Source organism: Komarekiella delphini-convector SJRDD-AB1, from assembly GCF_014831675.1.
Taxonomy (GTDB): Bacteria; Cyanobacteriota; Cyanobacteriia; order Cyanobacteriales; family Nostocaceae; genus Komarekiella.
This window is the reverse complement of the sequence record NZ_VJXY01000089.1, coordinates 1-13,725: the sequence shown is the minus strand read 5'-3', so window position 1 is coordinate 13,725 and position 13,725 is coordinate 1. Positions and strand designations below refer to the sequence as shown.

Here is a 13,725-nt window from a genome sequence, read left to right as displayed (position 1 = left end):
GGGAGAAACAACGTAATAAGCAAAAAGCCAGTGTGTATTGGGGTTTCCAAACCAAAGACGCTCGCCGGAAAATGCAGCATTTATATCCGAGCTTAACCTAGCAAAGTTTGCTTGGTAGACTACTAGTGGGCGATCGCCGCACGATCGCTGACCCCTATACCTTTGCCATGACACGCTGGGGCAACAACTTACCCAAACCCCTATCCGACTATCCCAATTTATACCGTTTCTATCAACATCTGTGTGAAGATGCAGGCGTACAACGGGCGATGGCGCAACAGGGCATTCATTGAGCGTACTGAGAAATTTATGACTCAGCGGTGACAGTAGATATGAGCCAATCCGCTCAAGTAGACATGGTGGCTGAACGGGCAAACTTGATGTTTGGGTCAATGATGCCGGATTGTTGGCAGTAAAAGCGGCGCTGGAAGTGACCGCAGCATTTTCAAGAACGTCAGCGCACCTTGCCGCAGAGAATCTCATTTATGAAGAAGAATTTACCAAGTCAGAAAAAGGAAGTCAGAACAAATTTTCAAATGTAAAGGGAGAACTCGATGGAACTTGATGGAAAAGTGGCGTTGGTAACGGGCAGTAGTCAAGGGATCGGACAAGCGATCGCTATCCGGTTGGCCCAAGATGGAGCTAGTGTAGTGATTAACTATCGCTCTCATCCTGAAGGGGCGCAGGAAACTTTAGATAAAGTGCAGGCAGCAGGCGGCAAATTTCACATGGCGCAATCTGATGTCGGCGCAACAATCCAAGCTGATTTAGGGCAAGTTAGTGAAGTTCAGCGATTAATCAGTGAAAGTGTTGAACGCTTTGGCAAACTAGACATTCTCGTGAACAATGCTGGACTGGAGAAGCGGGCGGACTTTTGGGACGTGAGTGAAGAAGACTACGACAAGGTAGTAGATGTGAATTTGAAAGGTGTGTTCTTTGCTGCTCAAGCTTTTGTCAGACATCTTAAGGAAACTAAAAGTCCTGGCAAAATCATTAACATTAGCTCGGTTCACGAAGAACTACCGTTTCCACATTTCACCGCATATTGCGTCAGTAAAGGCGGTGTCAAGATGATGATGCGAAATCTGGCAGTGGAGTTAGGGCCTTTGGGAATCACAATTAATAACGTTGCTCCAGGGGCGATCGCCACACCAATTAACAAAGATTTACTCGAAGACAAAGAAAAACTCAACGCCGTGCTAAAAAGTATTCCGCTAGGACGATTAGGCAAACCAGAGGATGTCTCAAACCTAGTAGCATTCTTAGCTTCATCTAATGCCGATTACATTACAGGTTCTACCTTTTATGTTGACGGTGGCTTGCTGTGGAACTATCAGGAACAATAAGCCTGTGAAAACTGACAAGCTGAGAATTAATCAACTTTCGCCCCAGAACTACGAATGGTATCTTGCCTATTTACAAGCTATGGATACCAAAAACGTGGAACTGTATAGCAGCTTCCTCACAGAGGATTGCCTAATGCTCTCTAACAATCAGCCTCCTGTTCAAGGTAAAGAGGCAATTATTCAGTTTCTCTCGAATTACTGGATGACATTTGATAGCTTGGAACACGAGTTACTGAACATTTACGGCAGTGATTTGTTTTTTGTTCTAGAAGCCTTAAACCATTACAAACGCCAGGATGGGAAGGCTGTAACCCCGCGAGCAGTCGCCTTTACCGATCGCAATCAAGCAGGTTTAGTAACTTCTGTCAGATTTTACACAGATACAACAGAACTGTTCTCGTAATCCAGTCTTTGAAGAAAGTAGGGGCAAGGGACTGGGAAAAAGCAGGGGAGCAGGGAGTAGGGAAGTAGAGGAGAAATTCTTACTCAGAACTCAAAACTCACACTTCGGCTTCGCTCAGTGAACAGCACTCCTAACTTAGCACTCAGTACTTTTTACAGAATTCACAGGAGATGTCTATTATGGGTAGCTTAACGGATAAAGTGGCGATCGTTACAGGTGGTTCGGGTGGCATTGGTTCGGCGATTTGTGAACGACTGGCAATAGAAGGAGCTAAGGTTGTAGTTCACTACGGCGGTCATGCTAATTCGGCAAACGAAATCGTTAAGAAAATCAAAACCAATGGTGGCGAAGCAGTTGCAATTCAAGCAAACCTGAGTAATGGTGATGAAGTGACAAAACTGTTTGAGGAGGCGCAGCAGCAGTTTGGCACACCTGACATTCTCATTAACAATGCTGGAACAGGAGAAGGTGGCCCCGTTGCCAAGATGGATGAAGCCGCGTTTGATAAAGTGTTTGGACTGAACGCTAAAGGAACTTTTCTGTGTATGAAAGAAGCTGCCAATCGTCTCAACAATAACGGGCGAATTGTGAATATTTCTAGCGGTCTGGTTGTCCGCCCAATGCCGGGATTCAGTTTATATTGCGGTAGTAAAGTAGCCATTGAACTTATAGGCAAAGTGCTATCGATGGAATTGGGCGATCGCGGCATCACTGTCAACACAGTCTCACCAGGGCCAACTGAAACCGAGATGTTTGCCAACTCTGGCGATGATGCAAAAGCAGCAGCAGAGCGATCGCCCTTTAATCGACTTGGCGAACCAGAAGATATTGCCGATGTCATCGCATTTGTTGTCAGTGAAAAATGCCGCTGGATTACAGGACACACCTTTCAAGTAGGCGGTGGCTACGTATAGCAATTGGCTGTTGCAAAAAGAAGACATTGCCGCTGCGATCGCTTACGCCGTCACTCAACCTGCTCGTGTTAGCGTCAACGAAATTTTGATTCGTCCCAGCAATCAGGAAATGTAATGAGGCAGGAGGCAGGAGAGGCAGGTAAAATTAGAGACTCGTCCACGAGTATCAAAGACTCGCCCGCGAATATCAAAGACTCGCCCGCAAATATCAAAGACTCGCCCGCGAGTATCAAAGACTCATTCACGAATATCAAAGACTCGTTCACGAATATCAAAGACTCGTTCACGAATATCAAAGACTCGTTCACGAGATTTGGTTATTCACTGATGAATTAGGAAACTCAATCTTATGAAAATTGGCATTATTGGCTCAGGCAACATGGGCAGGTCGGTAGGAATTCTTTGGGCAGAACGGGGACACGAGGTTTTCTTTAGTTCTCGTGAGGCAGCGAAAGCACAAGCGATCGCGGAACTTGCGGGACACGGCGCTAGGGGCGGCACAAACGATGCAGCGGCGGCGTTTGCAGACGTAATTTTTTATGGCGTGCGGGAGTTACCCTCTAAGGTTTTTTCTGCAACCGATGTGTTGGCAAGCAAAGTACTGATTGATTGTAATAACTCACCCATCCCTGAAGATTTTGCTTTTGAACCAATTGCAGAATCAATTGCTGAAAAGTTTGCCGCCGACGTACCCAATGCCCACATAGTCAAAGCCTTTAACACCTTTGCTCAAGAAGTGTTTGAACTGAGTCCAGATCCACTTGGGCAATATCAGGTTTCGTGCTTTGTGTGCAGCGATAACGAGCAGGCAAAGCAGACGGTGATTAATTTGATAGCAGAAATCGGGTTCAACCCTGTCGATTGTGGCGAATTGCGTCGTGCGCGGATGGTTGAGGGTTTAGGCGACTTTATCCGATTTATGATTGGTGGCAGGAAACTTGGCTCTTATGCAACAATTTCAGTTCATCAACTTCCACAAGCCAAGGAACAACGCTTAGGCGGACGTAAACCAGGATACGCCTGAAGCAACTAAAAAAGCCTGTTGATAGTGATTCATTCAAAGAGCGCTTTCTTAAGCTGCTTAATCACTCACATTCAAAAAATGATTGATATTATTTATGAAACTCCAAAACAAAGTAGCCGTAATCACTGGAGGCAGCAGCGGTATGGGTTTTGCCACCGCCAAACTTTTTTTGAGTGAGGGTGCGCGGGACTTGAATGATGGAGGCGCGATCATTCTGAATGCTTCTCTGACTGCTTATCAAGGTTTGCCAATTTTAACGGTATATGCGGCGACGAAAGCAGCGGTTAGTTCTCTGGCTCGTTCTATGTCAGGACTTTGGCAGCAATAACAGCAATAGTTTTGAGTAAATTCTTCAATTAAAAGAACTATGACCGCAGAAGAACAACGCTTGCAACAAGACCGCGATCGCAAGGCTTACTGGCGACGCTGGGGATCGTACCTGAGCGAACGGCAGTGGGGTACGGTTCGAGAAGACTACAGCCCCGATGGCTCGGCTTGGGACTACTTCCCTCACGACCATGCCAGATCGCGTGCTTACCGTTGGGGCGAAGATGGCATTGCCGGAATTTCTGACAATCATCAGCGATTGTGTTTTGCGATCGCCTTATGGAACGAGCAAGACCCGATCCTCAAAGAGCGGATGTTTGGCTTAACGAGCAACGAAGGCAATCACGGTGAAGATGTTAAGGAATACTACTTTTTCCTTGACAATACGCCAACTCATGCATACATGAAATGCTTGTATAAATATCCGCAGCAGGCATTTCCTTATACCCAACTAGTCGAAGAAAACCGTCGCCGCAACAAGCAGGAATCAGAATTTGAATTGATTGACACTGGTGTATTTGCCGAAGACCGCTACTTTGATGTGTTTGTTGAGTACGCTAAAGCTTCACCTGAAGATATATTAATTCAGATCGCGATCGCCAATCGCGGTTCTGAGGCCAAGCCACTACATTTACTGCCGTCGCTTTGGTTTCGCAATACTTGGTCATGGGATGGCAATAGTCAAAAACCGCTGCTGAAAGTGCTGAAATCGGCTTCTGATTTCAGCATCATCGAAACGTCCCATCCTGACATGAGTAATTATTGGCTCTATTGTCAAGGTGCAACAGAACTTTTGTTTACTGAGAATGAAACGAATTTTCAGCGGCTATATGGTGTGGAAAATACCTCACCTTACGTTAAAGACGGGTTCCATGAGTATCTAATCCGCGATCGCTCGGATGCATTGAATCCAAACCACATTGGCACGAAGTTTGCTGCTAACTACAAATTAATGATTCCACCGGGAGCAACGCAAACTGTTCGCTTGCGGCTGGCGGATTCGCCTGATATTGTCGATCCCTTTGGCAGTGAGTTCGAGCAAATTTTAAGCGATCGCATTTTAGAAGCAGACGAATTCTATCAACGAATTACGCCGTTTCCCATGCCAGATGACGAGCGCTCGATCCAGCGTCAGGCGTTTGCTGGGATGTTGTGGAGCAAACAGTTTTATCTGTATGTAATTGAAGATTGGCTCAAAGGTGATTCTGGCACTCTCACGCCTCCAGATTCGCGTCGTAGTATTCGTAACACCGATTGGGTGCATTTGCATGTTGATGATATTCTCTCCATGCCCGACACCTGGGAGTATCCTTGGTTTGCCGCTTGGGATTTAGCATTCCACATGATTCCCCTGGCAATGATTGACCCAGATTTTGCCAAGCGACAACTGCAACGCCTGACACGGGAATGGTATATGCATCCTAACGGGCAATTGCCCGCTTACGAGTGGGAACTGAGCGATGTTAATCCACCAGTACATGCATGGGCAGCGTGGCAAGTCTATCAAATCGAGCAGCAATTCTACGGATACGCTGACAGAAAATTTCTCGAACGGGTATTTCAAAAGCTGCTACTCAACTTTACTTGGTGGGTTAACCGCAAGGATGCTGAGGGTAAAAATATCTTTCAGGGCGGCTTTTTGGGCATGGACAATATTGGTGTGTTCGATCGTAGCGCCCCCTTACCCACAGGTGGCGATTTAGAGCAGGCAGACGGCACAAGCTGGATGGCAATGTTTTGCATGAACATGCTGACAATTGCCTTAGAGTTGGCGATGGATGAACCGATCTACGAAGATATTGCCAGTAAATTCTTCGAGCATTTTTTGCGAATTGCCGATGCCATGAATGGAGTTGGTAAGGATGAACTTGCCCTCTGGGATGAAGAAGACGGATTCTTCTACGATGCGCTGCGTTTCTCAGACGGACATCACTGTCACATGAAAGTGCGATCGATGGTTGGCTTAGTGCCTTTATTTGCGATCGGAACCCTGGAACCCGAAATGTTAGAAAAACTCAGCGGATTCCGCCAGCGAACCGAGTGGTTTATTAAAAATCGCCTAGACCTCACCACTGGAATTGCCTGTATGCATACCACAGGCGAACATCAGCGCCGTTTACTGGCAATCATAGATGGCAAGAAGCTAAAGCGGATCTTAGAGTGCATGTTGGATGAGCGCGAGTTTTTAAGTCCCTATGGCATTCGCTCGGTATCAAAATTTCATGCTGCTCATCCCTTCATTATGCACGTCAATGATCGGGAGTATCAGGTGGATTACGAACCGGCTGAGTCCACAAACAACTTATTTGGTGGCAATTCTAACTGGCGTGGCCCGATTTGGTTTCCGATGAATTATCTGCTCATCCAAGCCTTATATCAATTTCATCATTACTTAGGAGATAACTATAAAGTAGAATGTCCGACTAATTCTGGGCAATGGATGACTCTGCATGAGGTAGCGATCGAGTTATCAAAACGACTTGGAAGTATTTTTCAACAAAATGCCAACGGACATCGACCCGTCTACGGTGCTGTCGAGGTTTTTCAGACGAATCCTCATTGGCGAAATTTGATTGCATTTAATGAGTACTTTCACGGCGACAATGGTGCTGGCTTAGGAGCAAGCCACCAAACTGGCTGGACAGGAGTAATTGCACAATTAATTCACCGATGTAGCGAGCGTGTTGACAGTTGACAGTTAGCGAACACCACGCCTCACATTCGCTCTCCCCCGCAATCTGCCTCGCCAATATCTGCTTCGCCTCCGTCACTGACCCATGCCGCAGTTCGTGGATGGCTTGATGCAGTCCAGTGTGGGCATTAGCTGCACCGTTGATTGCTCTTGAGTAAAACTTGTGGGTCTGTTATATAACTCTACTGATGAACAATGATATTATCGCGGTTAATTTCAATCAAAGAATGTTGCTCAAACAAGTTTGACAGTTGGGACAAATTCAAAGTAAATAACTCCAATAGTTCAGTATTTGTAATATTGCCTGTAGTTACCAAAAGTAACTTATAGGGTTGTCTGCTAATTAAAAAAGAATCCACAAAATCACTATCTTTAGTTACTACTATGCGCTCTTGTTGTATGGAGATAGTGTTGATTTCAACATCTGTCGTTGCATTTTGTAAAGGTAAATCTCTAGTGTGAATGGTATCATAGCCAGCCAGTTGCAGCAGCTTCACCAATCGAGTGGGTAACTGAGCATCAACCAAAAACTTCACCGTGCTACCTTATAAATACTTTTAACTTGTGTCAACCGAGTTGCAAACGCCAAAGCTGCAAAAATATCTGCTCGTTCCAAATCCTCATAATCTGCCAAAATTTCATCAGCAGTCATACCAGAACTGAGCAACTCCAAAATTAACTCCACTGGATAACGGAGTCCACGAATACATGGCTGACCATGACAAATTTCTGAATTGATGGTTATGCGTTGCAGCAAATTATCTTCCATAAATAGAATTTTCAACCTTTAAAATAGCTTGAACTAAGGAGCAATTAAACACTCTTGTTCTATAAAACTCAGTAGTTTTTCCTCGAACTTAGTCAAATATGGACGTTTCAATTCTCCCAAACACTTCAAAACTGCTTCTGCTGGTGCTTCCAGCTTGCCACTGTCCCGCAACCTCTTGATGCGATCGCACAATAACTGCATTTGCTGGCATTCTGAATCTAAATAATTGAGTGGTTTGAGGTAGTCGATTCTCACAGTATATTCTCCATCCCACATCGTTACTGTACAACTGAATTCGCCAACGTGGTTGACTATCCCCCAGCACCCACCCTTTCCTCTCAGTTCTAGGTTGTCCTTCACAAGAATTTGACATACTTCGCCTATTTGGTAAGTGTTTGGTACTTGCGTTCTTTCCATGATGCGCTGCACAACATCTTTGACGATTCTACCAGTCGGCACTTTACCGCCTGCTTGTTCCACTGCCTGTTGCCACACTTCTTGCTGCTGTTGGGGTTCAAGCTTCGTAAGGGGACGGACTTGACGCTCATTCGTGGGCAGAATTTGGGAACCAATGGTTGTCAAATCCTCATTCACCACATTTTGACAACCAATGGTTGTCAAATTTTCATAAACTTCAGCTGCGGCAATCAAATAATTCGATTGTTGGCGACTATGCCCAAATCTATCACGGCAGTATTCTTCAAAGGTTTTGTGAGTCGAACGATATAACCTGCGATCGCGTAATTCCATCAGCGCCTTCCCAGCTTCAAAAAACGCCCGTTCCACTTTTCTCTCCAGGAGCAGGCGATCGCTTTGTTCTTCATCGCTCAGTTCTGGAATTTCTACAGCAGACACATCAATGGTGACTGAAGCTGGATTGTCTGGGTTTACTGGTCGTGTTGAATTACTGGATACGGCAGAGATGGCTTTTTTACGTTTGGAAGGTGGCTTAGTCATGATTCCACCTTTTCTACTTCGATACTATTCGCTCTGAGTCAATTGCAATGTAGATTTTGAGTAGAATCGGTAACTGCGTAAACCTAGCCTGCCGTAGGCATTGCTTCTCTAGTAAGACAGACGGGAGAGTAAGAGAATTGATAGTCTGAGGGTCAATCATCAAACTGCACCCCTAAATCTACACCCAAAACCTCTTCAATTTTCCGAAGAGTCTCTTCTGCTACACCACCCAAAACAGCTTCCGCTTCTAACTGATACCAGTAGTTACGAGATATTCCAACTTCTTTGGCCATCTGTGTTACTGGTCGCCCTCTAGCTTCCCTGGCCTGCTTAATGCGCTCACCCAATCCAGGAACATCAACTTCTAGCTTAATAATCCGTCTTACTTTCACAGTCATAGTCATAATTCCAATTCTAAAAGTATATGTTAATTGTCAACTAAACAGTTGACAACTTGTTAATTAACAGATTACACTATTAGGTATAAAGAAAGCGCCCCAGACTGGTAATCGAAGCGCCTTCTGTCCCTTTAGGAACTTATCAATTATGACTCACAATATTTACAGTCATCAACAGCTGCAACTGAAATCTATTGCCCGTCTCAAGCAAATCTACAGCGAAATCGGCTGCACAGTCGAAGTACAAGACAAACGGTGCAAGGATGCGTGGATGAATGCGATCGCTCAATACCAAGCCAGCAAGCTTGAGAAAGTCGCCCCTGCTGCCCCCAACGAACAAGCCACAGCCCAAGCCGAAACCGTAGCACTTAAAGAACTGACCCCAGTCGAAATATCCTTCTATGACCACGAATATTACTGCGGCGACAAACTTGTAGCCGCAATCACTTATGACCATGCTGACTTTGTAACGCAACCTTGGTTAGTAATAGTCAACGATAAGGAAATACACCGCGCCGACACTTGGGCAAAATGCCATAACTTCATTACATGGCATCATAAAGACGGCACACTACCAGTGCAACAAGAAGCACTTGTGCAGGGAACTCTGAGCATGGGAGAGAATATTTTCCCTCTGCACCCCGCACCCTGCCCCTTATCCTCTTCCACCACTGGCAACGAAATCATGTCCCAAATTTTCAATGAATGCGAAAAGTTTGGGTTTGAAATCCTGGACGATGGCATTTACCGCAATTACGAGAAGCTGGGGGAAATAGGACAGACTAACGGTAACTGGTGGTTTATCCGTGCTGAAGACGAAACCCAACAGCGCATCTCCTGTGATTCTGCATTAGATGCAGTGTGGTGGCTGTCGATGGTTGACGTATCACTGGCCAGTGAATCAGCTGACGAATACTTGCAATACCGCCCACTGGAGCAGATGACTGGTGATGAACTGCAACGGCTGCTGGAGAAAGCGGAATTAGTCGCAGCGTAAGGGAAAAGTGGGCATAGAAGCCCACTACCTCAATATGACTATTTGCTTGATCCCAGTATAAGCACTCATTTCTATCTTTTTGGGAGAAAGCTTTATTCAAGCACTCCCAAAGTTTTACCAATCTCTTCATTCACCCATTCATCTATGCAACGCACAATATCAATTCCCCACGGTTGGGATTATCCACGGTTTACCTTTGGGCAACTGACAACAAAAGGTGTTGTCGTCGGTTTAGTTTATTACCAAAAAGGTACTCACCTTGCTGAAGAATTTGGTGAAGGATGGCGTTACACCATTTCACCTAACAAACACTCTGAAGAGGTACACCATTATTTAGAAGATGAGTTTACTTTGCTATCTCCCGAAGAGTTACAAGCACAAATCAAAGCAGAGATTGACTGCCATCAGAATCAAATAAAATCCTTCATTCAACAACTATCAATAGTATCTGTAGGTCGCAGTAATGCCCAAACCTGTTGATAACTATATGGAGCGTACCTCTTATAGACTGATGGATTCACTCCTTCGCTGTGGTGGTTATGCTCCTCTACACCGTGTTCAATTTTCATCAGCCATTATTCAATATCTGCTGGATCAAAAGCTAGTGCAGGTACAAAACACGGGTCACGGCTTCTTGTTGTCGGTCGTTGAAGATAACTAAATTTAGAAGTAATAAATCATGTCTTGTCCCAATCTGTACACATTAGTTGATGCTGCAAAGTTTATCCTTAACGAGATTGCAGCACATCCTAATTTTGTAACACTTGAGTATTACCCTGATTTGACAATTGGTGATGCCCAAACTGCGCTTTCTTATCTGAAGCAAGAGCTAGAGGATAATCAACAGCCTTCAATTGTGCCAGAAACTTCGGTTTAAAAAAGAGCGTTCGCCTGAAGAGTGCTTTTATTCAGGCGATTGCCTATGGCTTAAAGCTACATTGCGCTAAAGAAATTTCATTATTGCACACTGCATACATTTTAGAGGTCAACATGAGTACTGAAATCAAATTAGGTTTATGCCAGCCACCAGAACCGATTTATTTATATGTTAAAAATGCTGAATTAGGTGGGGAATCTTACTTGTGGTATCACTACGACATTGAAAAAGATAAAACCATTCCTGTACACCAAAAGGGGCTAACTGGTTATTTATCAGAACTGCGATTGACAACAAAGGAATTCAAGGGAAAAGATAACGTTAAGTTGGATATCGTTGTCAGAGCAGATGAGATTTATATCATCAGAACAGGCATAGAAACGAATTTTGCAAAGACATTTCTCCTATCTGCTTCCCTTGTTCAAGACTTCTCTAAACCACTAATCATTGCTGTTACTGCTGGCGAAGAGAATACGGTTTTCTGTCGGCTTTATAATGCAGCAACTAAAACTAGGATTTATAGAGAATGGAATCCTGCTGCTGATTGGGCAACAATCATTCACGACATTCAATCACGTTTAACAGATACTTGCATACAACCAGCAGCACATCCCCAAGATTTACGGGTAAAACAAGTTCGTACATTATTTGACTATCCTCTTGATTTAGTCAAAGAATATTTGCAATTTCAAGATGCGAATAGCCCCAGTCAATTGCACATTAGCAAAGTTGACGAACTAGTGAGAACGATGTGTTTAGCTTGGGCTGCTGATAAGTGCGAACATCCCAATTATGCGGAATCTTCGTATCAAAAGCAGGTTGTTGATGCTGTTGCTAATGGTACAGATGAATTAGCAGCAATCAACGCGTGGATGCAACAGTTGGCAACAGCAAACGTTGGGGCAGCCTGAAGAATACAGAAGCCAGGATTTAGTTAGATTCTGGCTTCTTTTTACGTCACTTAACTATGCAGAATTAACCCATGAGAGTCATCGTTACAGTAGTCGAAAAAATCACCAGTGAAGCACATATCGATATTCCAGATGAGTTGAACGAATGGGCAATTAAACAGCATATCACTGACCTTTATAACAGTGGCGAAATGCTGATTGATATGAACATATATCAAGCCGATTTTGAATCGATTAGCGCTCGGATTGTTAAAGAACAAGAATTCAGCACCCAGCAGTCAAGAATCAGCACTTAGAAAGAACAATATTTTTCTGACTTTTTAACTATTCTGACTCCAGAATTCTTGCTAACAAGCTTCTACAGGTTCCATAATGTATGACGAACTCAACAGAATTGACTACCACAACAGAAGTTAACTTACCTCGTCGATATAAACGCTTGTACACCAGCCAAAAATGAAATAAAAGGCCACATCTGATTGCCAAATATGGGATGCAGTGTTTCTGGTGTAGTTGTGAATTGAATTATGAAACATTGACGATTGATCACTACATTCCGTTATCAAGAGGCGGAAATAATCAAATAAAAAACTTGAGACTGGCTTGTTTTAATTGCAATCAGAAACGGGGAAATTCATTACCAAATTCAGCTAATAAGTTTTATCATCACTGAAATATCGGAGATTTAAGCATGAGAAGAAAATGGACTGATGAAGAGTTATTAACTCTCGATGAAATGGCACAAATGTACACCCTCAAGCAAATAGCTTTCCGGCTCAAAAAACGAGGGTATTACCGGACAAGATTCGCCATTAGCAAGAAACTGTACGCTTTAGGATACTCTACGCGCCCGATTCTTGATAATTACAGTTGCGAAGAAATAGCCAAAACTCTTCATTACCATTCAACAACTGTTACTCAATGGGTACGCAAAGGTTGGCTGAAAGCTCAAAAGCGTTCCGCTACTTGTTATCAAGTTAGAAGTCATGATTTAAAACGCTTCTTAAAAAATCCCCCGCAATCACTTACTAATCGGATTGCCGCCATAGACCCGCAAATTATTAAATACTTGGTAGGGTAATAATTATGACTGGTGCAATCACCACCCTAGAAAGATGCTGGTATCTCTCACCACAGTGGGGTCAACAGATTCCACCATTTGAAGCGAGGTTGTTAGAAAGAGTTTACCTCCCCATCAGTAAAACATTTGGTTACTGCTGCGGTGTGGAATGGAAAGATGATCGCTGGATTTATGCAATTGCTTGTAACTACCAAGTCGTCCACGCTACAAAACACCAAATCATTGGTACTGGTAATTTAGAAATTACTACTTTAGAAAAACCTGCTTTTGTTCCTGGCAATCGTGTCATGTTGCCTTCTTTGGATCAAGGGACAAAGCAAAGGCTCATTCTAGGGCTTCAGTTATTTAACGAGTCTTGGTTTTACTTTGTCGAGTCTATGTCGCCCAAGTTGGACAAAACCATCAGCCTCGAAAATCGGCTGATTGTTTTACCCCAGAAAGATTTGGTACGAGTCAATGTCTGAATCCTGCCTCACGTAGGAGCCAGGAAATAACGGCGGCTGATTGATGGTTTTGTAAGCAACACAAACACAGCGAACAGTTTCAAAGCGGCATCCCCAAATGCCGCTCCATTTTCATGCGTCTAAATAACGGAGGGGACATGGAAGCTAACGCTCAGACTAACAACGATTTAGCACAAAAGCATTACCAGGAATGGGTGAAGGGTTCAGCCGTTGACCCCAACCTCACTGCACTAAATGTCCGTTCCTTATCAGGCTCGGAAGTATACGAGTACCTGTTGTACGCCCTACCTCAAACCGCCCGACGCAACGATCTACGATTACGGGACTCCTATTTGAGAAGATATGCCCACGCTACAGAGAGTGCATGGTGGGTAAGTGGACTTGATCCACTCAACGACTGGCTACCAATGGATTGGGGAAGAATGAAACCAGATTCTCCTAGTAGTCTGCCAAGGTAACTTTGCTAAGTAAAACCTCTAATTGGTAAAATAGCCAAAAACGGGGTGTAACATGGCGAAAAAGTACATTGTTGACTTGAATAAAGATGAAGTTTCCCAGCTACAAA

23 protein-coding genes are annotated in these 13,725 nt (G+C 44.1%); 19 read left to right on the top strand and 4 right to left on the bottom strand.

Going from position 1 to position 13,725, the window contains the following annotated elements; genetic code table 11:
• Positions 1–107: 107 nt before the first annotated feature.
• From FNW02_RS35630 to FNW02_RS35590, 9 genes are all read left to right on the top strand, one after another.
• Entirely contained in the window at positions 108–293 is a 186-nt protein-coding gene (locus tag FNW02_RS35630) for a glutathione binding-like protein (RefSeq protein ID WP_191762205.1), read from the top strand.
• 113 nt (positions 294–406) lie between these two features.
• Complete coding sequence (locus FNW02_RS35625; protein WP_191762204.1) at positions 407–565, top strand: hypothetical protein; 159 nt, start codon at positions 407–409, stop codon at positions 563–565.
• A complete protein-coding gene (locus FNW02_RS35620) occupies positions 555–1,346 on the top strand; it encodes a glucose 1-dehydrogenase (RefSeq protein ID WP_191762203.1) in 792 nt (263 codons plus the stop codon). The genes FNW02_RS35625 and FNW02_RS35620 overlap by 11 nt, the downstream gene beginning before the upstream one ends.
• Before the next feature lie 4 nt (positions 1,347–1,350).
• Entirely contained in the window at positions 1,351–1,749 is a 399-nt protein-coding gene (locus FNW02_RS35615; RefSeq protein ID WP_348535503.1) for a nuclear transport factor 2 family protein, read from the top strand.
• 179 nt (positions 1,750–1,928) lie between these two features.
• On the top strand, positions 1,929–2,663 hold the full coding sequence (locus FNW02_RS35610; RefSeq protein ID WP_191762201.1) for an SDR family oxidoreductase: 735 nt from the start codon (positions 1,929–1,931) through the stop codon (positions 2,661–2,663).
• A complete protein-coding gene (locus FNW02_RS39770; protein ID WP_263627853.1) occupies positions 2,650–2,778 on the top strand; it encodes a hypothetical protein in 129 nt (42 codons plus the stop codon). Before FNW02_RS35610 ends, FNW02_RS39770 begins: the two co-directional genes overlap by 14 nt.
• A gap of 234 nt (positions 2,779–3,012) precedes the next feature.
• Complete coding sequence (locus tag FNW02_RS35600) at positions 3,013–3,687, top strand: NADPH-dependent F420 reductase (RefSeq protein WP_191762200.1); 675 nt, start codon at positions 3,013–3,015, stop codon at positions 3,685–3,687.
• Between the two features lie 94 nt (positions 3,688–3,781).
• Positions 3,782–4,015, top strand: a complete 234-nt coding sequence (locus FNW02_RS40365; RefSeq protein WP_191762199.1) for an SDR family oxidoreductase — start codon at positions 3,782–3,784, stop codon at positions 4,013–4,015.
• 39 nt (positions 4,016–4,054) lie between these two features.
• The gene (locus tag FNW02_RS35590) at positions 4,055–6,709 is read left to right on the top strand and encodes an MGH1-like glycoside hydrolase domain-containing protein (protein ID WP_191762198.1); all 2,655 of its coding nucleotides are present in this window, start codon (positions 4,055–4,057) and stop codon (positions 6,707–6,709) included.
• Between the two features lie 179 nt (positions 6,710–6,888).
• Here the strand turns inward: FNW02_RS35590 and FNW02_RS35585 are convergent, their stop codons facing one another.
• The 4 genes from FNW02_RS35585 to FNW02_RS35570 all read right to left on the bottom strand — a co-directional run bounded on the left by FNW02_RS35585 (position 6,889) and on the right by FNW02_RS35570 (position 8,830).
• Positions 6,889–7,242: a DUF5615 family PIN-like protein gene (locus FNW02_RS35585; RefSeq protein ID WP_191762197.1), complete on the bottom strand. Its 354-nt coding sequence runs from the start codon at positions 7,240–7,242 to the stop codon at positions 6,889–6,891.
• Positions 7,239–7,475, bottom strand: coding sequence for a DUF433 domain-containing protein (locus tag FNW02_RS35580; protein ID WP_191762196.1), 237 nt, complete (start codon positions 7,473–7,475; stop codon positions 7,239–7,241). Before FNW02_RS35580 ends, FNW02_RS35585 begins: the two co-directional genes overlap by 4 nt.
• Before the next feature lie 33 nt (positions 7,476–7,508).
• Complete coding sequence (locus FNW02_RS35575) at positions 7,509–8,432, bottom strand: hypothetical protein (protein WP_191762195.1); 924 nt, start codon at positions 8,430–8,432, stop codon at positions 7,509–7,511.
• 152 nt (positions 8,433–8,584) lie between these two features.
• Positions 8,585–8,830 (bottom strand): helix-turn-helix domain-containing protein, encoded by a 246-nt coding sequence (locus tag FNW02_RS35570; protein ID WP_225226185.1) that lies wholly within the window; start codon positions 8,828–8,830, stop codon positions 8,585–8,587.
• A 148-nt stretch (positions 8,831–8,978) separates the two neighbouring features.
• Here FNW02_RS35570 and FNW02_RS35565 point away from each other — a divergent pair, with 148 nt between their 5' ends.
• From FNW02_RS35565 to FNW02_RS35520, 10 genes are all read left to right on the top strand, one after another.
• Positions 8,979–9,827 carry a hypothetical protein gene (locus FNW02_RS35565; protein ID WP_191762194.1) on the top strand — a complete coding sequence of 283 codons (849 nt, stop codon included), beginning with the start codon at positions 8,979–8,981 and terminating at the stop codon, positions 9,825–9,827.
• A 144-nt stretch (positions 9,828–9,971) separates the two neighbouring features.
• Entirely contained in the window at positions 9,972–10,307 is a 336-nt protein-coding gene (locus FNW02_RS35560; protein WP_191762193.1) for a hypothetical protein, read from the top strand.
• A gap of 31 nt (positions 10,308–10,338) precedes the next feature.
• Positions 10,339–10,488, top strand: a complete 150-nt coding sequence (locus FNW02_RS35555) for a hypothetical protein (protein ID WP_225226183.1) — start codon at positions 10,339–10,341, stop codon at positions 10,486–10,488.
• Between the two features lie 18 nt (positions 10,489–10,506).
• Positions 10,507–10,704 (top strand): hypothetical protein, encoded by a 198-nt coding sequence (locus tag FNW02_RS35550; RefSeq protein WP_191762191.1) that lies wholly within the window; start codon positions 10,507–10,509, stop codon positions 10,702–10,704.
• 113 nt (positions 10,705–10,817) lie between these two features.
• Entirely contained in the window at positions 10,818–11,615 is a 798-nt protein-coding gene (locus tag FNW02_RS35545) for a hypothetical protein (protein ID WP_191762190.1), read from the top strand.
• A 71-nt stretch (positions 11,616–11,686) separates the two neighbouring features.
• Positions 11,687–11,911, top strand: a complete 225-nt coding sequence (locus tag FNW02_RS35540) for a hypothetical protein (protein WP_191762189.1) — start codon at positions 11,687–11,689, stop codon at positions 11,909–11,911.
• A gap of 197 nt (positions 11,912–12,108) precedes the next feature.
• The gene (locus tag FNW02_RS40360) at positions 12,109–12,288 is read left to right on the top strand and encodes an HNH endonuclease (RefSeq protein ID WP_225226180.1); all 180 of its coding nucleotides are present in this window, start codon (positions 12,109–12,111) and stop codon (positions 12,286–12,288) included.
• A gap of 18 nt (positions 12,289–12,306) precedes the next feature.
• Positions 12,307–12,696, top strand: coding sequence for a hypothetical protein (locus tag FNW02_RS35530; RefSeq protein ID WP_191762187.1), 390 nt, complete (start codon positions 12,307–12,309; stop codon positions 12,694–12,696).
• 5 nt (positions 12,697–12,701) lie between these two features.
• Positions 12,702–13,160: a DUF1392 family protein gene (locus tag FNW02_RS35525; protein WP_191762186.1), complete on the top strand. Its 459-nt coding sequence runs from the start codon at positions 12,702–12,704 to the stop codon at positions 13,158–13,160.
• Positions 13,161–13,297: 137 nt separating this feature from the next.
• Positions 13,298–13,618, top strand: coding sequence for a hypothetical protein (locus FNW02_RS35520; protein WP_225226177.1), 321 nt, complete (start codon positions 13,298–13,300; stop codon positions 13,616–13,618).
• The last annotated feature ends 107 nt before the right edge of the window (positions 13,619–13,725 follow it).

Bases quoted from the DNA above. Each gene is read 5' to 3' on its own strand.
- FNW02_RS35530 (WP_191762187.1), top strand. From the start codon at position 12,307: ATGAGAAGAAAATGGACTGATGAAGAGTTATTAACTCTCGATGAAATG.
- FNW02_RS35555 (WP_225226183.1), top strand. From the start codon at position 10,339: ATGGATTCACTCCTTCGCTGTGGTGGTTATGCTCCTCTACACCGTGTT.
- FNW02_RS40360 (WP_225226180.1), top strand. From the start codon at position 12,109: ATGCAGTGTTTCTGGTGTAGTTGTGAATTGAATTATGAAACATTGACG.
- FNW02_RS35545 (WP_191762190.1), top strand. From the start codon at position 10,818: ATGAGTACTGAAATCAAATTAGGTTTATGCCAGCCACCAGAACCGATT.
- FNW02_RS35580 (WP_191762196.1), bottom strand. From the start codon at position 7,475: ATGGAAGATAATTTGCTGCAACGCATAACCATCAATTCAGAAATTTGT.
- FNW02_RS35560 (WP_191762193.1), top strand. From the start codon at position 9,972: ATGCAACGCACAATATCAATTCCCCACGGTTGGGATTATCCACGGTTT.
- FNW02_RS35540 (WP_191762189.1), top strand. From the start codon at position 11,687: ATGAGAGTCATCGTTACAGTAGTCGAAAAAATCACCAGTGAAGCACAT.
- FNW02_RS35565 (WP_191762194.1), top strand. From the start codon at position 8,979: ATGACTCACAATATTTACAGTCATCAACAGCTGCAACTGAAATCTATT.
- FNW02_RS40365 (WP_191762199.1), top strand. From the start codon at position 3,782: ATGAAACTCCAAAACAAAGTAGCCGTAATCACTGGAGGCAGCAGCGGT.
- FNW02_RS35520 (WP_225226177.1), top strand. From the start codon at position 13,298: ATGGAAGCTAACGCTCAGACTAACAACGATTTAGCACAAAAGCATTAC.
- FNW02_RS35570 (WP_225226185.1), bottom strand. From the start codon at position 8,830: ATGACTGTGAAAGTAAGACGGATTATTAAGCTAGAAGTTGATGTTCCT.
- FNW02_RS35575 (WP_191762195.1), bottom strand. From the start codon at position 8,432: ATGACTAAGCCACCTTCCAAACGTAAAAAAGCCATCTCTGCCGTATCC.
- FNW02_RS35525 (WP_191762186.1), top strand. From the start codon at position 12,702: ATGACTGGTGCAATCACCACCCTAGAAAGATGCTGGTATCTCTCACCA.
- FNW02_RS35590 (WP_191762198.1), top strand. From the start codon at position 4,055: ATGACCGCAGAAGAACAACGCTTGCAACAAGACCGCGATCGCAAGGCT.
- FNW02_RS35610 (WP_191762201.1), top strand. From the start codon at position 1,929: ATGGGTAGCTTAACGGATAAAGTGGCGATCGTTACAGGTGGTTCGGGT.
- FNW02_RS35550 (WP_191762191.1), top strand. From the start codon at position 10,507: ATGTCTTGTCCCAATCTGTACACATTAGTTGATGCTGCAAAGTTTATC.
- FNW02_RS35620 (WP_191762203.1), top strand. From the start codon at position 555: ATGGAACTTGATGGAAAAGTGGCGTTGGTAACGGGCAGTAGTCAAGGG.
- FNW02_RS35600 (WP_191762200.1), top strand. From the start codon at position 3,013: ATGAAAATTGGCATTATTGGCTCAGGCAACATGGGCAGGTCGGTAGGA.